The sequence below is a fragment of the Pseudomonas sp. SWRI99 genome, assembly GCF_014270125.1.
Lineage (GTDB): Bacteria > Pseudomonadota > Gammaproteobacteria > Pseudomonadales > Pseudomonadaceae > Aquipseudomonas > Aquipseudomonas hamedanensis.
Genome location: NZ_JABWQR010000030.1, coordinates 42,930 through 64,693 on the forward strand (window position 1 = coordinate 42,930; position 21,764 = coordinate 64,693).

General features: G+C 61.8%; 18 protein-coding genes. 5 read left to right on the plus strand and 13 right to left on the minus strand.

Annotation, left to right across the window (positions count from 1 at the left end; translation table 11 throughout):
- Positions 1 to 83: 83 nt before the first annotated feature.
- Positions 84 to 842 carry an SOS response-associated peptidase family protein gene (locus HU743_RS21985; protein WP_186651187.1) on the minus strand — a complete coding sequence of 253 codons (759 nt, stop codon included), beginning with the start codon at positions 840 to 842 and terminating at the stop codon, positions 84 to 86.
- 189 nt (positions 843 to 1,031) lie between these two features.
- Here HU743_RS21985 and HU743_RS21990 point away from each other — a divergent pair, with 189 nt between their 5' ends.
- Positions 1,032 to 2,036 (plus strand): NAD(P)/FAD-dependent oxidoreductase, encoded by a 1,005-nt coding sequence (locus HU743_RS21990; RefSeq protein WP_186651189.1) that lies wholly within the window; start codon positions 1,032 to 1,034, stop codon positions 2,034 to 2,036.
- A 99-nt stretch (positions 2,037 to 2,135) separates the two neighbouring features.
- On the opposite strand, the gene HU743_RS21995 is transcribed toward HU743_RS21990, so the two are convergent.
- The 7 genes from HU743_RS21995 to HU743_RS22025 form a co-directional block, all read right to left on the minus strand.
- Positions 2,136 to 3,293, minus strand: a complete 1,158-nt coding sequence (locus tag HU743_RS21995; protein ID WP_186651191.1) for a glutathionylspermidine synthase family protein — start codon at positions 3,291 to 3,293, stop codon at positions 2,136 to 2,138.
- Position 3,294: 1 nt separating this feature from the next.
- Positions 3,295 to 3,981: a DUF1190 domain-containing protein gene (locus HU743_RS22000; protein WP_186651193.1), complete on the minus strand. Its 687-nt coding sequence runs from the start codon at positions 3,979 to 3,981 to the stop codon at positions 3,295 to 3,297.
- Between the two features lie 17 nt (positions 3,982 to 3,998).
- The gene (locus HU743_RS22005) at positions 3,999 to 4,424 is read right to left on the minus strand and encodes a DUF350 domain-containing protein (protein WP_186546723.1); all 426 of its coding nucleotides are present in this window, start codon (positions 4,422 to 4,424) and stop codon (positions 3,999 to 4,001) included.
- Positions 4,425 to 4,439: 15 nt separating this feature from the next.
- Positions 4,440 to 5,090 carry a DUF2491 family protein gene (locus HU743_RS22010; protein ID WP_186651195.1) on the minus strand — a complete coding sequence of 217 codons (651 nt, stop codon included), beginning with the start codon at positions 5,088 to 5,090 and terminating at the stop codon, positions 4,440 to 4,442.
- Positions 5,091 to 5,302: 212 nt separating this feature from the next.
- Positions 5,303 to 6,001, minus strand: a complete 699-nt coding sequence (locus HU743_RS22015; RefSeq protein ID WP_186651197.1) for a PspA/IM30 family protein — start codon at positions 5,999 to 6,001, stop codon at positions 5,303 to 5,305.
- Between the two features lie 17 nt (positions 6,002 to 6,018).
- Entirely contained in the window at positions 6,019 to 6,687 is a 669-nt protein-coding gene (locus HU743_RS22020; protein ID WP_186651199.1) for a YjfI family protein, read from the minus strand.
- A gap of 143 nt (positions 6,688 to 6,830) precedes the next feature.
- Positions 6,831 to 7,385: a cysteine hydrolase family protein gene (locus HU743_RS22025; RefSeq protein WP_186651201.1), complete on the minus strand. Its 555-nt coding sequence runs from the start codon at positions 7,383 to 7,385 to the stop codon at positions 6,831 to 6,833.
- A gap of 101 nt (positions 7,386 to 7,486) precedes the next feature.
- On the opposite strand from HU743_RS22025, the gene HU743_RS22030 reads away from it, so the two are divergent.
- From HU743_RS22030 to HU743_RS22040, 3 genes are all read left to right on the plus strand, one after another.
- Positions 7,487 to 8,467 carry a GlxA family transcriptional regulator gene (locus HU743_RS22030; protein ID WP_186651203.1) on the plus strand — a complete coding sequence of 327 codons (981 nt, stop codon included), beginning with the start codon at positions 7,487 to 7,489 and terminating at the stop codon, positions 8,465 to 8,467.
- A 294-nt stretch (positions 8,468 to 8,761) separates the two neighbouring features.
- Positions 8,762 to 9,871, plus strand: a complete 1,110-nt coding sequence (locus HU743_RS22035) for a DUF3182 family protein (protein ID WP_186651204.1) — start codon at positions 8,762 to 8,764, stop codon at positions 9,869 to 9,871.
- Positions 9,861 to 10,619 carry an alpha/beta fold hydrolase gene (locus HU743_RS22040; protein WP_186532304.1) on the plus strand — a complete coding sequence of 253 codons (759 nt, stop codon included), beginning with the start codon at positions 9,861 to 9,863 and terminating at the stop codon, positions 10,617 to 10,619. The genes HU743_RS22035 and HU743_RS22040 overlap by 11 nt, the downstream gene beginning before the upstream one ends.
- Positions 10,620 to 10,847: 228 nt before the next feature.
- Here HU743_RS22040 and HU743_RS22045 read toward each other — a convergent pair whose 3' ends face one another.
- Genes HU743_RS22045 through HU743_RS22060 form a run of 4 tightly spaced genes read right to left on the minus strand, consistent with a single transcriptional unit; the run spans position 10,848 to position 14,822 of the window.
- Positions 10,848 to 11,834: a lysylphosphatidylglycerol synthase domain-containing protein gene (locus HU743_RS22045; RefSeq protein ID WP_186619542.1), complete on the minus strand. Its 987-nt coding sequence runs from the start codon at positions 11,832 to 11,834 to the stop codon at positions 10,848 to 10,850.
- Positions 11,831 to 13,105: a cardiolipin synthase ClsB gene (gene clsB / locus HU743_RS22050; protein ID WP_186631364.1), complete on the minus strand. Its 1,275-nt coding sequence runs from the start codon at positions 13,103 to 13,105 to the stop codon at positions 11,831 to 11,833. The genes HU743_RS22045 and clsB overlap by 4 nt, the downstream gene beginning before the upstream one ends.
- Positions 13,102 to 13,899: an endonuclease/exonuclease/phosphatase family protein gene (locus HU743_RS22055; protein WP_186546732.1), complete on the minus strand. Its 798-nt coding sequence runs from the start codon at positions 13,897 to 13,899 to the stop codon at positions 13,102 to 13,104. The genes clsB and HU743_RS22055 overlap by 4 nt, the downstream gene beginning before the upstream one ends.
- Positions 13,896 to 14,822, minus strand: coding sequence for a DUF72 domain-containing protein (locus HU743_RS22060; RefSeq protein WP_186651206.1), 927 nt, complete (start codon positions 14,820 to 14,822; stop codon positions 13,896 to 13,898). Before HU743_RS22060 ends, HU743_RS22055 begins: the two co-directional genes overlap by 4 nt.
- A 306-nt stretch (positions 14,823 to 15,128) precedes the next feature.
- Here HU743_RS22060 and HU743_RS22065 point away from each other — a divergent pair, with 306 nt between their 5' ends.
- Entirely contained in the window at positions 15,129 to 17,234 is a 2,106-nt protein-coding gene (locus HU743_RS22065) for a mechanosensitive ion channel family protein (RefSeq protein WP_186651208.1), read from the plus strand.
- A 140-nt stretch (positions 17,235 to 17,374) separates the two neighbouring features.
- Here the strand turns inward: HU743_RS22065 and HU743_RS22070 are convergent, their stop codons facing one another.
- Positions 17,375 to 21,661, minus strand: coding sequence for a DEAD/DEAH box helicase (locus tag HU743_RS22070; protein WP_186651210.1), 4,287 nt, complete (start codon positions 21,659 to 21,661; stop codon positions 17,375 to 17,377).
- Between the last annotated feature and the right edge of the window lie 103 nt (positions 21,662 to 21,764).

The following is a 21,764-nucleotide window of genomic DNA, read 5'->3' on the forward strand; positions in this document are numbered from 1 at the left end:
TGAGCGTTTGCGGATTGATGGAGGGTCGCTCGACGTGGCCTTGTGAGGTCGCGAGCGGCCCTGGATAAAGAACATGTTCGTGCTCATCGCCCGCGCAGGCTGCGCGGCGAGGCCAGGACATGCTCCAACTGCGGTTCTGCCAGTGCCATGTGCATGGCCAGCTCCTGCGCCTGCTCCCATTGCAGATCGGGACGTAGCCACACCCGTGCGTCCTCGGCAGTAAATGCCAGCAGGCGTTGCTGCTTGGTGGCGCTGTCATCATGGGTGACCAGGGTGAGTCCGTCACAACCATTGAATTGTTCACTGGCCTGCGCCAGCGCCGCGAGAAAAATCGGTGCGCTCTGGCGCGAGGTGGTATAGCTGAGGCGGTGGTTGGTTTTCGATTGCTCGGGTTCGCAGGCTTCATACCAGCCGTCGACAGCGATGAGCATGCGCCCGTCGCGCTTGACCCGGTCGAACACCTTCGAACGCATCACCAGATGCAGAGGCAGGTGAGTCATCGGCGGCATTGTTCCCATCGACCAGAAAGGCTTCCACCCCCAGCGAACCTTGATGCATTCCAGAACCCCGTTGCGGCTGCGTATGGCATCGACCTGCATGTTCGGCTTGATCACGTGTTGGCTGTCCTGCGGTTCGCAGGTTCGGTGCAGGCTGCTGTCCGCCACCGCAATTGCACTCCCGATACTTTGATTCTGCGTTGCGGCAAGCAGCGCTTCGAACCCCTCGGCGACATCATGTTGAACAATGTACTCACACATCGCGAAAACTCCTGGCAGTGGCACTTCAAAGGATCCGCCGCGTCGCGTCTTATCAGTTTTTACGGATTGAATGCGGCGGGTCATGTAAATGCGAGCCATGGCGTTGCGACGTGGTTCGAAACTGCTTCGCCTAAGCAGACGAGCGGAAAAAAAGCTGCATTTCATCGACTTACGTTACCGCTCATCGGACGTTGCCGTTTGCGAACGGAGGTGATCGCGCGATCTGTCTGTCGTCAGTCAAGCGGGGTCAAAAAACATTCAGGAGGGCAGGCCATGTCAGTTAATCCAGACGAATACCGCAAGGTTTTTGATCGCCCCGAATCAGCCTCTGCCAAGGCCGATCATGTCGACGTCGATTGCCTGGTTGTTGGTGCCGGTCCCGCAGGGCTGACCACGGCGGTTTATCTGAGCCGCTTCCACCGGCGAGTCGTGGTTGCCGACGGCGGGCAAAGTCGTGCGAGCCTGATTCCGCTTTCGCACAATTACCCCGGCTTCCCGCCAGGTATATCGGGTCACGACCTGCTCCGCCGATTGCGCGAGCAGGCGGTGTCTTACGGTGCGACGATTGAAGCCGGGCGCGTGGAAAGTCTGCTCAAGAACCGCACCGGTTTCGTTGCGCAACTCAACGGCCGAACGCTGAGCGCGCGCCGCGTGGTGCTGGCAACGGGAATCGTCGATACCCTGCCGCAAATGGATCGCCCTTACGACGGCATCGCACAGTCGGTCATTCGGCTATGCGCCATATGCGACGGCTACGAAATCAACGGTGACAACGTCGCGGTGTACGGCGAAGCACACTGCGCGATTAGTCACGGACTGTTTTTGCGCAACTTCACTGACCGCGTAACGGTGCTGGTCGAGGGTGATAACCCAGCGTGTGAGGAGGCAGTCGCGGCAGCGCGGCACGCCGGGATACGCCTGATCGATGACCGGGTCGTGGCCATCGAAGTGAGCGATGGCAAAGTTCTCGTGACGGTGGGCAAGGGCGAAGCCTTTTGCTTCGATATCGTCTATCCGTCGCTCGGCTCGCAATACCGCTCGGAGCTGGCGGTGCAACTGGGTGCGCAGGTCGACGAGGAGGGCGCTGTGCGCGTTGACAGCCACCAACGCACATCGATCGACGGGCTTTACGCGGTCGGGGATGTCGTCGACTCGCTCAAGCAACTCAGCGTCGCTACAGGCCAGGCGGCAGTTTGCGCGACTGCGGTGCATAACAGCCTGCAAGTGCGTTTGTGGGATCGTGCACAGGATGAACGAACCGCTCAGGGTACCGCTTGAGTGTGGGCGCTGGCTTGCCAGCGATGGCCCGGATCAATCAACCAATGAGGCGACCGAGGTCCGTCATCGCCGCCAAGCCGACACTGGGATATAAGTGCTTCAGTCGAGTATCAGGTGCGGTAAGAACCGGCTGGAATTCTTGGTGATCAGACTGTTGTCCTCGCGCACGCCAATCCCCGCCGCCTGATCGCCAATCACCCAGGAGCCGATCAGCGTGTAGCTGTCGCCAAACTTCGGCAACGGCGCGAACTCTTGCAGGATGAACGGCGCATCGGTGTAAGGCCCGTCCTCTTTTACGATCAGACCGTCCGCTGTTTGCAGCTCGATGTTCGCGCCTTCCCGGGAAAAGTACGGCTTGCGCACCCAGCCCCTTGGCACGGCGCCGCCCGGATTCGGATCGAGGTGTGCGGCGAGCAGGTTCGGATGGCCCTTGTGCAGTTCCCACAGCAGCGGCAACGCGCCTTTGTTCGACAGGATCGCCTTCCACGCCGGCTCGAAAAACTGCGTATCGCACTCGGCAATCGCCGCGCCAAATGGTTCGTGGAAGATGAATTCCCAGGCGTGCAGCTTGAACAGGTGCGGGATCCAGCGATCCTGCAGATCGACAAAGCGACCTTCAGCCGTCAGGCCGATGTCCTCGATATCGATGTGCCGCGATTCGATGCCGACCTTTTCTGCGATCAGCCGCAGGTAGTCGGTGGTGCCTTTGTCCTCGACCGAGTCTTTCATCGATGCGAAGTAGAATGGCCGCTTCAATTGCAACTCGGCAAAGGCCTGATGCAGCCGCGTGTCGATGCTGTTGAACTGGTCGGCATGGCGCGGCAGGGTACCGCGTTCGATGCATTGTTCCAGCCAGCCCCACTGGAACGCCGCCGCTTCGTAGAGGCTGGTCGGCGTGTCGTAGTTGAGCTCCAGCAGTTTCGCCGGGCCGCTGCCGTTGTAGGAGAAGTCCATGCGACCGTACAGATGCGGATGACCTTCACGCCAGGACGTGCGGATCATGTCGTAGTACGCCGCCGGGATGCTCAGGCGATCCAGCAACTCTTCGCTGTTCACTACGCGCTCGACCAGGTCCATGCACATCTCATGCAGTTCGGTGGTCGGATCTTCGAGATCGTTTTCGATCTGCGCGAGGCTGAACTGGTAGTAGGCGCTTTCGTCCCAATAGGGTTCGTCGTCGATGGTGTGGAACATGAAACCGAGGCTTTCGGCGGTGTGTTTCCAGTCGGGGCGCTCGGCGCAATGGATCTTTTTCATGTCAGCTGCTCGAGCGCCCGGAGCTGCTGCCCCAGCCACCCCAACCGCTGCGCGCACTGGACTGGCTGCCGAAGCCGCCGCGCGAAGTCGACGACGCCACGTTCACCGGTTTGCTTTTGCTGCTCTCGTAATCCGCCTGACTGCGCGTCGTCGTTTCAGCTCTGCGATATTGCGTCGAAGTGTTGTACGGCTGGCGCGTTTCACGGTCGCGGTAGACGGTGCGGTTGGCGTTGTTGCTCATCGCGTTGCCGATCAGCCAACCGGTGAGCCAGCCGTTGCCGCCGCCAGTGGCAACCTGCGACGTGTTCGAACCCTGTACTGACGCGGCATCACCCGCCGGCATCTGCGCATCGGCGATGGCGTCGAGATTCTGTGGCGCGTCACCGCTCTGCGGCACTTTGAAACCGCCGAGTTTCGGGACGAAGCGGCCATCGGAGTTTTTCTGACACCAGTCGGCGGCAAAATCTGCGTCGCACTTGGCTTTGTCGTCGTACGCCGGGGCGATGCGCCGGTGCTCGGTCAGAGCGGCGACGTAGGCGTTGGAGCAGACATCGGCGGCCAGTTCGGCATCGACGCATTGTTCGACGCTCTGGAAACTGCGCGGCTGATCCACCGCCGCGGCTTCACCGGAAATGGCCATCGCCACCGACGCGGCGAGGGACAATTGCACGTATTTGCTGCGTTTCATCGAAGGCGTCCTGCCGATCAGTTGGAGGGGGTCATGCACGCGGCATTGAGCATGCCGACGCTGATCGCCACGGCGGCCACGTAAATGCCGGCGGCGACTTCGCCATTGGCGATGCGCTGGGACGTGCCCTTGAGCACCAGCCCCGTAGCGACGAACGCCAGCAATTGCACGACTGCCGCTATGACTGCCCAGAGTACAAAGTCGAGCACGTTGACCGAGTAGGCAATCACGTTGCTCGCCGGAATGGCGAAGCCGATGATCGCTCCGGACAGGGCAATAGCGGCCGCGGTATTGCCAGCGCGGATCAGTTCGAATTCCTTGTGCGCGGTGATGCGCGTATAGACGAATTGAAACAGCATGAACAGCAAAACGGCGCCGATCAGGTAGACGACAAAACCGACCAGTGCGGTTTTGTTCAGGGAAACGGCCAGCACTTCCAGCATGAAAAACTTCCTTTTTTAAATGGCGCTCAAATCAGTCGTGTACAGCGAGATGCCCAGCGAGGTGCTTAGGCTGACAGTGCCTTCTTCGTCCTGCTCGACGGAAAACAGCAGCAGTTCGCGGCGATCGGTCAGGCCGGTGTCGCGGGCATAGAGTATCGAGTGGTGTTTGATGGTGTAGGACTCGTCCGGGTTGGCCACGTGTTCGGTCATCGGCACCAGTTCGGTCTGGCCCTGTTCGGTGCCCCACTCGCGAGTGTATTCGACACCGTCGTGGGTATAGCCCGGCAGACCGATCAGGCTGTTCGGGCCGGCCAGACGCTGCAGTTCGGCGTCACTGTTGACCGTCACGTAGCTGAGGTAATTGAAGAGGGTGACCGACTCGATCTGGTCTTCACCAGTGACGTGGATCTGCACCCAGAAATCCTCGTCGTTCATGTAATAGCGGTGCAGTTTGTTGGACTGGCCGAGATCGACCCAACCGGCGCTCCACACCGCTTGATCGAACGGCACCCGCACCGAGGTCGAGCCTTCCAGCAACAGCGCCAGGGTTGTGTCGAACCGTACGCCTTTGCCTTGCGCCATGCCCAGCGGGCCACTGGCAGCGGTGGTCGTTGGCGCAGCGGTCTGCCAGTTGCTGGTGCCCAGCAAGTCTTTAAACCATCCCATGGGTACGTTCCTTGAAGCGGGTGGAGGTGTTCGGGGGCGAAAAAGTGGCGCTAGTGTAACGGGCACAGGTGCGTTCGAGCAGAAGGAATTGCGCGGTGCAAACAATGTAGGAGTGAGCCTGCTCGCGATGGCGGCGGGTCAGTCAACACTGAAGTTGATTGTTCCGGCCTCATCGCGAGCAGGCTTACTCCTACAGGGGGTTGCGTAACGGATTACTGTGCGGACTTCTGCTTCAGCCGCTCAAGAATCGCATTGGCGCTGCCTTCGTTCGGCGTGATGCCGGCGTCGCGCAGTTTGCGTTCCAGGTCGTTGCCGGTGGAGGCGTCGGCCAGTTCGTCCGCCGCGCTGAGTTCGGCCGCGCGTTGCTGCTGTTTGGCTTGCAGACGGTTCAGGGTGCCCACGGCGGTTTCCAGTTTGCCGTTGGCGCCGCCGCTAGCAATCGAAGCGCTGACCTGCGCCTTCTGTACGCTGTCGCGGGCCTTGGCCATGTCCACTTGCTGGCGCAGGCTTTTGATCCGCGACTCGGCCTTGCTGATGTCTTTGCGCATGTTCTCGGCGTAGGCGCCGAACTCATCGCTGAGCTTCTTCTCGGCATCCAGGTCGTTGGTCAGGGTCGAAATCGCTTCGGCCACTTCCAGCGCCAGATCTTCGCGGCCGGCGTTCAGCGCGGCAACGGCCTTGGCTTCGAGGTCCTTGATCTTGGCGTCGTATTCGCTGACGCGGTCGGCGGCCAGTTTGTGCTTGGCCATGATAGTGACCAGTTCGCGACGAGCGTTGGATAGCGCGCTGTCGGCGTCGCGGATTTCCTGATCGAGGATGCGCAGGGCCTGCTGGTCGGCGATGGCTTCGCCGACTTCATTGGCGCCGCCGCGCAGCGCGGTGAACAACTTGCTCCAGATGGACTGAGTCATTGGATATTCCCTGTTGATTACTTGAAGAAGTGTTCGAAGGCTTCGCTGGCGCGCTGCACATTGTCGACCAGGGTTTTCACCTCGGTGACGATGTTGGTCAGGCTCGAATCGGCGCTGAGGGCGCCGAACATGTTGTAAACGGTCTGGCCGTTGGGCATCGACTCGATACCGATCGACGACAGCGGGAACATTTCGCGGCTGCGCAATACGGCATCGTTGAAGGCGTGCACATCGCTGATCGAATCGATGTCCACCAGCACGGTGTCGACGATGATCTGCTGGCCGGCCAGGGCGATGTGAATCGGCAGGCCGCCGAATTCATTCATCTCCAGCTTGATGCTCGGCTCGGAGCTCTGGATCAGGGACAGCGAAATCTCTTGGGAGACTACCTCGTCCAGGGCCTTGAGGGCATTGAAGAGGCTGTCGATGGTCCAGTTGTTGCCTGCGCTCATGTAATTCTCCGACATGAAAGAGCCAGCCTGAATCGGTTGGCGTAGCTGTTGCTCCATTTGCTTGAGCAAGCTTCGGTTTTCCGGAAGCACCCAAGTTTCGTGTTTGACATAACCGGCGGCGGCCAAGCCTGCGCGCATCTGCTTCATGTAGAAGCTCGACGGTTTTTTCGCGGACGCCTTGGCTCGCTCGCCCTTGGGGCTTGCGGCGGCAGTCGTCGTAGAGCGGCTTTTCATGGCTATGACCCGGTTATGAACATCTCACGCATGGGCCACACTACAACCAATGCAAAGTGCCATCAATGACTCACGCGTGAGATTTTCATGACAGACGCAAAAAGGCCCGCAACGCGGCGGGCCAGTGGGTTTTTCAGTTGTTGCTAGGCGTTGCTGCGCAGGAACTCGTCGGTCGACACCACGCTGGCGTAGGCGAAACCCAGTGCCGACATAAATGCTGCGTGCACCTGCGCGGCCGGCACGGTCAGGCCATTGAATTGCAGATCCCGGCTGGCGCAGGCATCGTGAATCACCGTCACGCCATAGCCCATGTCTGCCGCCGCGCGAGTGATGCCATCGATGCACATATGGCTCATGCTGCCGATCACCACCAGATCCGTGATGCCTTGTTCGTCGAGAACCGATTTAAGTTCGGTTTCACGGAACGAGTTGACGAAGTGCTTGAGCACCACAGGCTCGCCAGCCTGATTGAGCACTTTGGGATGCAGTTTGGCGCCCTCGGAGCCTGGGGTGAAAAACGGCGCATCTTCGGAGGTGAATTCGTGGCGAATATGCACCACCGAATCGCCCGCTTCGCGAAAGGCCGCGATCAGCCGCGCGGCGTTATCGGCAGCAGCGTCGGCGCCGACCAGCGGCCACTTGCCTTGGGAGAAGTAGTCGTTCTGGATATCGACTACGATGAGCGCTTGCTTGGCCATGGGAGTGTCCTCGGGGTTGTGATCGGGTGTGGCTTCAGTATTGGCGCTGGCCGACGATTCGAGGATTGGCCGCGCCGACAATAGACAGGGGAAAACTGACAATGCCTGCAGAAAAAGCCGCCACGGCTGAATTGGGCGTGCTGATTTATCCCGGCGCGCAACTGGCGGCGGTGCACGGGTTGACCGATCTGTTCGCCGTGGCCAACCGCATCGCCGGCGAATATGCGGCGGTGCAATTGCCCGAGCTGCGGGTCAGTCACTGGCAGGTTGAAGGCGAGCAAGTGCCGACGCCGGTGTATGACAGCCACCCGGGCAGCCGAAACGCTTTGCTGGCCGTACTGATTCCACCGTCGCTCGGCGGTTTCAGCGCGGCGCAGATGCCCGCCAGTCTGAAGCAATGGCTGCGCGAGCAGCATGCCCGCGGCGCGACGCTGGGCGGTGTGTGCGTGGGTTCGCTGATGCTTGCCGAAAGCGGCTTGCTCGATGGCCGTAGCGCCACCACCCACTGGACCTCGGCCGAGGCGTTTGCCGAGCGTTACCCGCTGATTAAACTCAAGGCGGATACGCCGATTGTCGACGACGGCGACCTGATCACCACGGCCGGTCTGATGGCTTGGTCCGAGTTGGGATTGCGTCTGGTCGATCGCCTGCTCGGCCCGAGCATCGCCACCGCGACCGCGCGTTTTCTGGTGATGGAACACAGCGACAGCGCCAGCGAATGTGGCAGCAATTTTGCGCCGATCCTCAGCCACGGCGACGCGGCGATTCTCAAGGTCCAGCACTGGCTGCAAAGCACCGGGGCGACGGAGGTCTCGCTGACGGCAATGGCTGAGCGAGCGGGGCTGGAAGAGCGCACCTTTCTGAGACGTTTTCGTGCCGCGACCGGTTTGAAACCGACCGAGTACTGCCAGCACCTGCGGGTGGGCAAGGCGCGGGAAATGCTCGAGTTCACCAACGGCACCATCGATCACATCGCCTGGACGGTGGGCTATCAGGACCCGGGCGCGTTTCGCACGATCTTCAAGAAAATTACCGGGCTGGCGCCGAGTGATTATCGCGCCAGGTTCGGCCTGACGCGGTAGTCCAGGCACTGCATTAACCCTGTGGGCTTGCTCGCGAATGCGGTGTATCAATGGAAATTGATGTATCTGACACGCCGCCTTCGCGAGCAAGCCCGCTCCCACAGGGGTGATGGCCGAGCTGTCGGATCGTGCAATTTGCCGGACTTTCGCGCGCCGTCGTGCAGTTTGAAACAGGCGCGGTGCCAGCACCGTTTCGCCAACCGCCCGGTTACCGGGCGTTTTCTGCGGATCAGCCATTGGCCTGATCTCTGCACTTTTCCTTGCTGAACCCACGAACCGATGCAAGGGGAACGCATGACCCCGACACTCAGTAGCAAAATCGTCGTCGCGCACTCGCTGCGTGCCGACGCGCCGCAACATGAAGTCCAGACCAACAAGGCCCTGGCCCGCTGGCTGGCGCAGATTCTCGGCTGCACATTCGGCGGCAGCTACGATCCCGGAAAGCATCAGGGGCGCGATGTGTATTGGCTGCCGACACAGACCATCGTCGGTGCGGCCAATGCGCAAGCGCTGGGGATCAAAGGTCCCGATGATCTGTGGGGCGGTTACGTCGAATACGATTTCATCTGCACCAAAGCCATCAGCCACGGTTTACGCAGCCATCTGGCCCGGGCGCCGCAGGGCTGGTCGCCGCTGTTCTCCGAGCACGTGCGCAACGTGGTGCTCGACGGCCTCAGCGTATTTGCGCTGGAGGATGCGCGGCCGGCCGCCGAGCATTTGCTGTACGCCGGGCCGATCCGCTTGAAGCCGATTCACGCTTGTGCCGGCCGAGGCCAGGAAGTAATCAAAAGCCTCGACGCGTTCGACGAAATCCTCGCCCGCCCCGAGGCGCAAAAGATCTTCAGCGAAGGCGTGGTGCTGGAGCAGGACCTGAGTCAGGTCGTCACCCACAGCGTCGGCCAGTCGTTCATTGGCGGCAGGGTGCTGAGCTACTGCGGTGACCAGTACCTGACCGAAGACGGTCAGGGCGAAGAGGTCTACGGCGGCTCGAACCTGCTGGTGGTGCAGGGCGGTTATGACGCGTTGCTGGCGCTGGATCTGCCCGACGATGTGCGTCTGGCGATCGAACAGGCCCAGGTGTTCGATAACGCCGCCGATGAAGCCTACCCACGATTCTTTGCCTCGCGGCGCAATTACGACATCGCCCAAGGCCTGGATGCCAGTGGCAACAGGCGCAGCGGGGTGCTTGAGCAATCGTGGCGCATGGGCGGGGCCAGCAGCGCGGAAATTGCCGCGCTGCAAGCTTTCGTCAACGATCCAGGGATACGCGCTATCCGCGTGTCGTCCGTGGAAACCTACATCGATCAGGCGCTGCCGGCGGACGCCATCGAGGTCTATCGCGGCCCGGCCGAAAACAGCGCCTTTCTTCTCAAATACGTAACGGTCAAACCCTATGACGGCTAGAAGCGAAAGCATTCAAATCGACATTGATGATGAACAGATGAGCGGGACGTTTCTCAGTCCCAAATCGAAGGTGCCGGGGGTGTTGTTTGTCCACGGTTGGGGCGGCAGTCAGGAGCGCGACCTTGAGCGTGCCAAAGGTATCGCCGGTCTGGGTTGCGTGTGTCTGACGTTCGACCTGCGCGGGCATACCGGCGGCACCGGCATCCCGTTGAGCCGCGTCACCCGTGAGGACAACCTGCGCGACCTGCTGGCGGCCTACGACCGCCTGCTGGCGCATCCGGCGCTCGACACCTCGGCGATTGCCGTGGTGGGCACCAGTTACGGTGGCTATCTGGCCTCGATCCTCACGTCCTTGCGCCCGGTGCGCTGGTTGGCGCTGCGAGTGCCGGCGCTGTATCGCGACGAACAATGGCACACGCCCAAGCGTGATCTGGACAAAGCGGATTTACGTGACTACCGCGGCACACTGGTGCCCGCCGACAGCAACCGTGCGCTGCACGCTTGTTCGCAGTTCACCGGGGATGTGCTGTTGGTGGAATCGGAAACCGACGATTTCGTGCCGCACGCGACGATCATGAGTTACCGCGCCGCGTGCCAGCAGACGCATTCACTGACGCACCGGATTATCGACGGCGCCGACCATGCGTTGAGCGACCCGGTGTCGCAGCAGGCCTATACCTCGATTCTGGTGGACTGGATTACCGAAATGGTGGTGGGCGAGCGGTTGAGCATCATTCAATCCAGATGATGGGTTGTTTCCTCGGGCCTCTTCGCGAGCAAGCCCGCTCCCACAGGTAGAACTCATTCCAAATAGGGGTGCGGGTGGGGCGGGGAAGGGTTGAGCATTACTCAGGCCTGGTGATTTCCGGGGCTTTTGAGGACGCTATCGCGAGCAGGCTCACTCCTACATTTGGAATGCGTTCTCCTTGTAGGAGTGAGCCTGCTCGCGATAGCTATTTCCCATTCAACAACAATCTCAGGAAGGTTTCTTCTCGATCCGCAGCGCCTTGGCTTTGGCCTCCACCACCAGATACATCACCACGGTAATCAACAACGGCAGCAGAAAGTAAATTGCCCGGTACGCCAGCAGTCCCGCCACCAGGCTGCCCCGCGATGCCTCATGCTGCAGCAGCGCCACAAACACCGCTTCGAGTACGCCCAGCCCCGCCGGAATATGGGTGATGACCCCGGCAATCGCGCTGATCAGCAGCACGCCGAGCACCAGCGGATAATCCAGCTTGCTCGGCAACAGCGTGAAGATGACTGCCGCCATCAACGACCAGTTCAACGCGCCCAGCAACAGTTGCAGCACCGCCATGCGCAGCGACGGCAGGTTGATTTCCACGCCACGAATCGTCCATTCGCGACGCTTGGAAAACTGACACGCCGCCAGGTAACCGGCGCTGATCAACAGCAACAGCACGCCCACCCACTGCAACGCATCGCTGCTCAGTTTCCAGCCCGGCGGCATGCGCACCAGACCACTGCTGAACACCACACCGGCGATGGTCATGTAGCCGAACCAATTGGTTGCCAGACTCAGGCCAAGGATCTTGGCGATGTTGCCTTTGCTCACGCCCAGCCGCGAATACAGGCGATAGCGCATGGCGATGCCGCCCACCCAGGCACTCAGGTTCAGGTTGAACGCATAGCTGATCACGCCCACCGGCAGGATCTGTTTCCAGGTCAAATCCTGACGAATGTAGGTGCGCCCGATCAGGTCGAAACTGGCGTACACCAGAAAACTCAACAGCGTCACGCTCGCGGCGATGAGCAGCGTGCGCACCTTGAAATCGGCGAGGGTCTGCAGCACTTCGGCCCATTCGATGCGAGTGGCGAACATGGTCAGCAGAACGATCAGGGCGAGGAAGAACAGCAGGGTCAACGGGCGCTTCCAGCGGCTCCATTTCGAGTGGCTGGCTGGCGCCGAATCAGCGGTGGACTGTGCTTGGGTTCGGCTCATTTAAACTCTCCTCGAAAAGGCTTGAGCCGCGGTTTATGCGCCGGCAGCCAGCCGGCGATTGCCGGGAAATGCCGTAGAAAGTGGAACACCAGGAAACCCACGGTCATGTGCCAGATTCGTCCACGGGGCAGGCGCTTGGGATCCATGGCTTTGCAGTGGTTGCGGCTGAGGTCTTCGAGGCGTTCGAACAAGTGCTGATTGAACGCGCGGTCGCGGATCAGCACGTTGGCTTCCAGGTTCAGCGACAGGCTCAACGGGTCGAGATTGCTCGAACCGACGGTGCTCCAGTCGTCATCCACCAAGGCGACTTTGCCGTGCAGGGGGCGCTCGCAATATTCATGAATCTGCACGCCCGCCTTGAGCAGGTAATCGTAAGTCATGCGTGCCGCCAGTTTGGCCACCAGCATGTCCGGCTGACCTTGCAGAATCAGCCGCACCTCAACACCCCGGCGCGCCGCGTTACGGATCTCGCGCAACAGGCGATAGCCAGGGAAGAAATAGGCGTTGGCGATGATCACGCGGCGCTTGGCTTGGCGCAGCACCTGTAAATAGACATCCTCGATATCGGTGTTGTGCTGGTCGTTGTCGCGGAACACCAGGCGTACCTGACCATCGTGTTCGCTGAACGCCATTTCTGCGCGACGCTGACGCCGACGCTGCCACCAGAACCGCGCACGTCCCGGACGGCCGCTTTGCAGCAGGGCGAAATGATGGATATCAGCGACTACCGGGCCCTGAATCTCCACGGAATAATCCTGCTTGGCTTCCGGGCCGAAATCGGCCAGGTGATCGCCGGAAAAATTGATCCCGCCAATGAACGCGATCAGGCCGTCGACCACCACGATTTTGCGATGCAAACGGCGGAACCAGTTGGTGCGGATCCCCAGATGTTTCGGCGCCGGATCGAAGATTTGCAGGTGCACGCCGGCGTCGCTCAGTGCCGTGAGATATCCGGGGCTCAATTCGCCACAGCCGAAACCGTCGAGGCTGACCGTGGTGCGCACACCACGCTGGGCCGCTTCGATGAGGATCTGTTGCAGCTCGGCGCCGACCTTGTCTTCAAAGACGATGAAGGTTTCCAGGAGAATTTCGCTCTTGGCCGCGCGCATCGCTGCGAACACCCTGGGGAAATATTCCTCGCCGTTCTCCAGCAGTTGCACGCGGTTGTTGCCCTGCCATTGATATTCGACATCAACGTGGCCGGGCTCGCGGACCGGTGGGTTGAGCGGGACGGAGTCCACGGTGGATTTCTCCAGTGGCGCACTGTTCATAGTTCAATCTCCACCGATAACGGGACGTGGTCGGACAGGTGCGACCAGGGGCGGTTGGTCAGGACTTTTGGCCGGCTGGCCTTGAGGTTGCGCACGTAGATGCGATCGAGCCTGAGCGCCGGCAATCGCGCCGGAAAGCTGCGCGCCGGTTTGCCATTGTGCTCGGCGAACACTTCACGCAGGCCGCAGGGCGTGAGCTGCGCATCGGCGCGCTGGCGCCAGTCGTTGAAGTCGCCGGCGACGATGACCGGCGCGTCGGCGGGCAACTCGCCGAGACGTTGCATCAGCAACGCCAGCTGCGCGTTGCGATGGCTTTCACGCAGACCCAAGTGCACGCAGATCGCGTGGACTTCGGCGCCGTCACCGGGCAGGCGCAGCACGCAATGCAGCAGGCCACGGTTTTCATGGCCGCTGATCGATACATCGAGGTTGTCGTGGCGGATGATCTGGAATTTCGACAGCAGGGCATTGCCATGATCGCCCGCCGGGTACACCGCGTTGCGCCCGTAGGCGAACTGCGGCCAGAGGCTGTCGGCGAGAAACTCGTACTGCGGCATCGTCGGCCAGTTGTTGTAGCGCTTGGGGTGCTGCTCATGGGTGCCATGGACTTCCTGCAGAAAAACCACGTCGGCGGCGACGCTGCGCACCGCTTCGCGCAGCTCAGGCAAGATGAAGCGCCGATTGAGGGCGGTGAAGCCCTTGTGGGTGTTGACCGTCAGCACGGTGAAGCTGCGCACCGATGGCGCGACCACGGCGCCTTCATCGGTGAAACCGACCGGTTCGGGAATGCTCATGACAGCACTCCTTCGGCCGCGACTTGCCCCGGCGTGGTGGCAAGGTCTTTATCGAGATCGAAACGATGCAACAGGTTACGCGCGTCATAGGGCGCGCGGACTTTGATGTCGTTGTCGAAGTAGCAGAACACCTCGCGGGATTTGCGTGCGCGCGGTTTCAAACGTGGCGCAATCAAGTGTGCATCGGCGGGCTGCCGGCCGTGATGCCAGGCATCGATACGCTCGGCCCAGCGCTTGAGCGCGTCCTCGGAATAACCGCTGGCATAGAGTTCTTCGGCACCGTGCAGGCGCAGGTAGACAAAGTCACTGGTGAGGTCTTCGCGGTAGGGCCATTTACCGGCGGTGTCGGCAACGACCAGGGCGGTATTGTGACGTTTGAGCAGGCGGACGAAATCCGGGTCGATGAAGCTTTCATGACGAATTTCCACGGCATGACGCAGGGGTTGCTTGCGCCACGCCTTGACGCTTGCACGGCCGGGCAGGTGTGAATCGTGCTGGCGAGCGAGGGCGGCGGCCGCCTCGGTATCGTGGGGCAATTGCGCGAGAAACTGGTCGAAGCGCTCGGCGTCGAACTTGAAGCTTGGCGGAAACTGCCAAAGGATCGGGCCGAGTTTTTCCTTGAGTTCCAGCACGCCTGAGGCGAAGAAATTGGCCAACGGTTTTTCGATTTCACGCAGGCGCCGCACATGGGTGATGAAGCGTGGGGCCTTGACGCTGAAAACGAAGTCGGCGGGTGTTTCGGCGTACCACTGGGCATAGCGTTCGGGCCGTTGCAGGGCATAGAACGATCCATTGATTTCGATGCTGTTGACGGCCCGCGAGGCGAACTGCAATTCGCGTTTCTGAGCCAGTCCTTTCGGGTAAAAATCCCCGCGCCACGGGGTGTAGCGCCAGCCTGAAATACCGATGTGAATCGTCGCCATCCCGTCCTCCTGTAGTCAGTCCTCGTGTTGCCGGTGTTTTCTGCTGACTGCGCGGCAGGCGCGAAAGTTTCGATGGCGTTACGGACGGTCGCGATTGAGCATTGCCCCTCCAGCCATTGTGGGAGCGAGCCTGCTCGCGAGAGCGCTGGGTCAGTCGCAGGGTTCTCTACTGACAGTGCGCATTCGCGAGCAGGCTCGCTCCCACAGGATATGTCCCACACGGGGCATGTGTGGTGTCAATGGCTGAACTTGCCGCGCAATTACCGATCAGTTCCTTACACGGTTCAGTCACGGGAGACCGCAGTTTTGCTCAAGTTCAGGATCGCCATTGTGCTGGGAGCGCTGTTGTTTCTCGGCGCCAACGAGCTGGAGGCCGCGGCGTTGCCGGGTGTTTCCGCCAGCGCCGAGAAACCCGCCGAACCCGAGCCGCTGGTGCAGGGCGGTCTGCTCGGGGCGATCAGCACGAGCATTGACGATGTGCAGGACAAACTCGACCTCAACGAGCACCTCGTCGACGCCTGGCGCCTGCGCGCCGACCGTGCGGCGGACGAGGTCGACAAGCTGGTCAATCAGCCATCAAACCGCTCGGGCTGGAGCATCGCTGTCGATTTCCTCACGCTGTCGGGCGCATGGCTGGGCAGTTTTGCGCTGCTGACGGTGCTTGGCGGGCTGCTGGCCAGGCGATTGCGCGAACGTCGCTGGCTGCGCACGCGCCAGCGCAGCCAGGATCTGCTGGGTTACGTGCTGCCGTATACCGTGCCCGCGCTGATCAGCCTGCCGCTGACCCTGTACGTCAGCCATTTTCTGCAAGCTTCGGTGGGGCGAGCGCTGGCGCTGTGTCTGGCGTATGCGACCAGCAGCGGGATTTTTTCCACCTCGATGTTGTTGTGTGTGGTGGTGATGTTTAACGTCGGCCACAAGCGCACGGCCGCGCGGATCATCCGTGAATTCTGCCCGCGGCCGCTGTTCCTGATCGGTTTTCTCGCCGCCCTCAGCGATGCGTTGACCAGCCCGCAGATCGCCCGGCAACTGGGCGGCAATATCACCAGCAGCATCGCCGTGTTCACCGGGCTGATTGCTTCGGTCATTTTCGGCTTGCTGGTGATTCGCCTGCGCCGTCCGGTGGCGCACCTGATCCGCAATCGTTCACTGAGCCAGCGGCTGAAACAGCCATCCTTACAGGAGTCGCTGCGGATTTTTTCCGGGCTGTGGTATTGGCCGATCGTGCTGATGGTGCTGGTGTCGGCGGTCAACCTGATCGGCATCGGCGAGGACAACCAGAAGACTCTGCGTTGCGCGCTGTTCACCACGGTGTTGCTGATCGCCACGGTGTTTCTCAGCACCGTGCTGCAGCACCTGTTCAAGTCGCGCAAGGCCGAAACGATCCAGCGCAGCAGTGCCTACAAGGAGCGTTTTCTCAGCTTGCTGCATGCGTTGTTGCGGATTGTCATCGCGATTGTCTTCATCGACATTCTCGGGCGGATCTGGGGCGTGTCGTTGCTCGACTTTGCCCAGAGCAGCACGGTCGGCCGGGCGATCAGCAATGCCTTGAGCAGCATCGGCCTGATCTTTCTGGTGACATGGCTGCTCTGGGTGGTCCTCGACACAGCGATTCAGGAGGCGCTGAAACCGCCGCTCAACAAACGCGCCGCGCGCCAGCCGAGCACGCGGGTGAAAACCATCCTGCCGTTGCTGCGCAACGCGATCAAAATCATTCTGGTGGTGATCTGCGCGATCACCACCATGGCCAACCTGGGGATCAACGTGGCGCCGCTGCTGGCCGGTGCCGGGGTGGTCGGTCTGGCGATCGGTTTCGGCTCACAGCAATTGGTCCAGGACGTCATCACCGGGCTGTTCATTATCATCGAAGACACCCTGTCGATCGGCGACTGGGTGGTGCTCGACTCCGGGCATGCCGGCACCGTCGAAGGCCTGACCATCCGTACCCTGCGTCTGCGCGACGGTAAAGGCTTCGTACACTCGGTGCCGTTCGGTCAGATCAAGGCTGTGACCAACCAATCGCGGCAGTTTGCCTTTGCGTTCTTCTCGGTGCAGTTCACCTACGACACGGACGTGGACAAAGCCATCGAACTGATTCGCGAGACCGGCGACTCGATTCGCGAAGACCCGTTCCTCAAGTACAACCTGCAAGGGCCGCTGGACGTGTTCGGTGTGGACAAGATGGATTTGAACGGCGTAGTCCTGACGGCGCAGTTCCGTACGGTGTCCGGTGGGCAGTATGCGGTGAGCCGGGCGTTCAATCAGCGCTTGAAGAAGCTTGTGGATAACACCCCGAACGTGCATTTTGCGCAAACTTATCCACAGCAGGTTTTTTTGCCGAAGCGCCAGCAAGTAGATGATGTGGCGTCTGAGCATACGACGATGGTGGTGCCTCAGGAATCGCGGACCTGATCTGGGGTGTGCGGTGAATCTGCCGGCCTCTTCGCGGGCAAGCCCGCTCCCACAAGGTTCTGGGGGATGCTTGAATGCAATGCACACCACAAATCACTGTGGGAGCGGGCTTGCCCGCGAAGAGGCCAGATCGGCCCACATCAATGCCGGATCAATTTCCTGCCTATCTGCTCCATGGCGACTTGATCCAGCGCCACCCACACCTGCTGCTTGCCAGCAACCATCGCCGCCGCCGGAACCCCATCGCGATACACCAGCCGATTGCTCGCCAGCGCCGGCACTTTCACGCCCGGCAACAACGTCCCGGCCAGATTCAACGGATCAACCCCACACACCGCCACCAGAGCACCCTCATGCGGGCGCCGGCGCACTTCGCGCAATAACGGGATCGCCTCAGGCAGCGCAAATTGCTCACCCGCCAAACCGCTGACAAACCGCCCGCCACGAATCTCGCCCCGCGCCTCCAGCCGATGAAACGTGCGTAACAATTCGCGCCAGCTCGGCAGCCAATCCGCTTCGCGCTCCAGCAAACGCCAGAACACCACGCCGTAGCGGCGCAGCAGAGTCTTGGCGACGTGTTCAAGTGTCGCGGTCGCATCAACCGTCGAAGCTCGGCGCAGCAATGCCCAACGCCCGGCATCGTCCATCCCGCCAATAAATGCACCGCGTCCGCGCCGGCTGCTGCGCTGTTGACGCTTGCTCGCCGGGGTAATCAACGCGCGCAGGCCGGCGAAGCTGTCGGCGTTCACCAGCCCGGCGCCAACCAGTTCCTGCAAGGCGATTTCCAGTTCGGCGCGCAGCAGGTGCGCCTCATGAACCAGCTCATCGAAAAACAGTGCGCCGTGCTGACTCAATGCCTCAAAGACCTTTTGCGCTTTCGGCGACAGCTCGCTGACCGGTGTCTGCTCGGCCAACGCACGCCACGTGCCGACCTGACTGCGCGGCAACAACACGATCGGCGTACTGCGCAACGCCGTGCCGCTGCCACCCTGCCGTGCGCTGATACGCGTCCATACCAGTTTGCCGTTGCGGCACAGCTCATCCAGCCAGCTCGGCGAATAGTCCTTGAGGCGTGCCGGGAGGATGTCGCTGTCCCACGCCGAAGCCGCCGCCGGATAGCCCTCGAACTGCCCGACAATCGCCTGCAACACCGCGCTGCCCTGGCCTTGCGTGGCCGGCGTCAGATGCTGCCAGTCGAACAGAAAACGCATGAAATCCTGTAGCACCACCGGTTCGATTTCCCGGCGCAGACGTTTGACCGTGTAGCGATGGATACGCGCGAGCAGATGGCGCTCGCACCACTCCTCAACCGCACGCTTGGGCGTGAACTGGCCGCGCAAGACATAACCTTCGCGCTCCAGTCGGACGAGGGCCTGATTGACTTGCGCGGCTGAAAGGGCAAGCGGCTCGGCGATGGCGGGCAAGGGTATCGGCCCGAAGGCGCCGAGGCGGGCGCGGATCACTTCGACCAGAGCATCGTCGAATGTCCACGCTTCGTCGAAACCGGGCAGCGCCACCGCTGCGCTCGCCAACGTCGCCTGTGGATAAAGTGCTTGCAGGCAACTCAACCGTTCGCGAGCCAGCCATAGCTGACGGTCGGGGTCTATCTGCAGCAAGCAGGCGCGCCCGCTGGCCATCAACGTCTGCAACCACTCCAGCCAACCCGCATTGGCCTGCGCTTCCGCATCGCTGACGCAGGCGAGGCTCATCAGTGCTTCGTGCATTTCGTCCACGGAGTTGGGCGACGGCCAGGCCTCTTCGCGCACCGCGCGGATAGCGTCGGCGTCCAGCGCGCCGAGGTCATCGGTCGATTGCGGATCGCTCCAGCGCCGATTGATCACCGCCTGGGTTCGGCGTTCCTCAAGCGGCGCGTCATCCAGAAAGGTGTACGGCCGGGCGCTGAGAATTTCCGCCGCCAGTGGCGAGGGCGCCGGCAGGTCGCGACTGATCAGGCGCACCTCGCCACGCTCCATGCGCCGCAGCAGGGTCAGCCAGCCTTCGCAGTCCATCGCTTCGTGCAGACAATCGTCGAGGGTCTGTTCGATCAAGGGATGCTCGGGTATTTCCCGTTCGCCAGCGAGGTTTTCCAGGCAGGCAATCTGATCGGGAAACACGCTGGCGATCAGGTCTTCGCTTTTCATTCTTTGCAATTGTGGCGCGACTTTGCGCCCGCCGGTAAAACGCGGCAGTGCCAGCGCCACCCCGGCATTCCAGCGCCAGCGCACGCCGAACAGCGGTGCATCGAGTACCGCTTGAATCAGGAGATGTTCGGCGCTGTTGCTGTGCAGGTAACGCCAGACCTCATCAAGTTCGAAACTGTGGCTGGTCGACAGCGACAGCACGATCGCGTCTTCGCTGGCAGCGGCCTGCAATTCGAAATTGAACGTGCGGCAGAAACGCTTGCGCAACGCCAGGCCCCAGGCGCGGTTGATGCGGCTGCCGAATGGCGTGTGGATGATCAGTTGCGTGCCGCCGGATTCGTCGAAAAACCGTTCCATCAGCAACGTGTCCTGCGAGGGCAGGGCGCCGAGGGCCTGACGGGCTCGGGCCAGATATTCGACCAGTTGCTCGGCGCTGGCGAGGTTGAGGCCCAGGGTGGCGGTCAGCCAGTCGAGGGCCGGTTGCAGATTGCCGGGACTGGCGCTGAGCAACCCGTCCAGTTGCGCTTGCAGACGCGCCACGGCGGCCGACAGCTCATCACTGCGGCCCGGCGCTTCGCCGAGCCAGAACGGAATCGTCGGCGGCATGCCCTGCGCGTCCTCGACGCGCACCTTGCCGCTCTCCACCCGCAGGATGCGGTAGGAGGTATTGCCGAGCTGGAACACGTCGCCGGCGATACTTTCCACGGCGAAGTCTTCGTTGACGCTGCCAATGTTCAAGCCCTGTGGTTCGAGCAGCACGCTGTAATCGGCATTGTCGGGAATCGTCCCGCCACTGGTCACGGCGGTCAGTTGCGCGCCACGCCGGCCGCGCAGGGTGCGGCTGACAGCGTCGCGGTGCAGGTAAGCGCTGCGGATGCCCTGGCGGCCGTTGTAGCCCTCGGCAAGCATGCTCAGCAACGCCTGATAATGTTCTTCGTCGAGATCGCGGTAAGGCGAGGCTTTGCGCAACATCGCCAGCAGGGCGTCTTCCGACCACTCCTGGCAACTGACCTCGGCAATGATCTGCTGCGCCAGCACGTCCAGCGGCGCCTCGGGGATGTGCAGGGTATCGAGCTCGCCACGGCGCACGCAGTCGAGCAGGGCGGCGCATTCGATCAGGTCGTCGCGGGTGGTGGCGAACAACCGGCCCTTGGGCGTGCCGCCGACCTGGTGCCCGGAACGGCCAACCCGTTGCAGGAACGCGGCAATCGAACGCGGCGAACTAATCTGACAGACCAGATCGACTTCGCCGATATCGATGCCCAGCTCCAGCGACGCGGTAGCGATCAGCACCTGCAACTCACCGCGCTTGAGCCGTTGTTCGGCATCCAGGCGAAACTCCTTGGCGAGGCTGCCGTGGTGCGCCGCCACGGCCTGCTTGCCGAGCCGTTCGCTCAGATGGCGGCTGAGGCGCTCGGCGAGGCGCCGGGTGTTGACGAATATCAGCGTGGTGCGATGCTCGCGCGCCAGTTCGGCGAGGCGGTCATACACCAACGCCCAGACATCGTTGGCCATGACTGCCGATAACGGCACGGGCGGTACTTCGATGCCGAGGTCCCGTGGGCGGGCGTGGCCGATGTCGATGATTTCGCAGGGGCGATCCTGCCCGACCAGAAACTGCGCCACGGCGGCCAACGGTTTCTGCGTTGCCGACAGGCCGATGCGGGTCAGTGGCTCGCTGCACAACGCTTGCAGCCTTTCCAGGCTCAAGGCCAAGTGACTGCCGCGTTTGCCCCCGGCCATGGCGTGGATCTCATCGATGATCACCGTGCGCGTGGTGCCGAGCATCTTGCGCCCGGATTCTGAGCCGAGCAGCACGTACAGCGACTCCGGTGTGGTCACCAGAATGTGCGGCGCGGTCTTGCGCATCGCCACGCGCTCTTTCTGCGGCGTATCGCCCGTGCGCACGGCGGTGCTGATGGTCAACTCCGGCAGGCCCGTTTCGCGCAACTGCGCGGTGATGCCGGCGAGCGGATTTTGCAGGTTGATCTGGATGTCGTTGGACAACGCTTTCAGCGGCGAGACGTAGACCACCAGGGTTTCGGCGGGCAGGCCGTCAGGGTGTTCCAGGCCTCGGTGGACGAGGTCATCGAGCACGGCAAGGAACGCGGTCAGGGTTTTGCCCGAGCCGGTGGGCGCGGCGATCAGCGTCGAACGGCGCTGGCGGATCAACGGCCACGCGCGGGCCTGGGCGGCGGTGACCGCCGGGAAGGTATTGCTGAACCAGGCGCTGACGGCAGGGTGGAAGCCTGCCAGAGCACTGTTGGCGGGGAGGGGCAGATTCATGGATAAAGTTATGCGGGCGGGGGCAGCAAGATGCAAGTCTGGCCAGTTGAGCGGTATCCCTGTGGCGAGGGAGCTTGCTCCCGCTGGAGGCCGAAGGACTCCC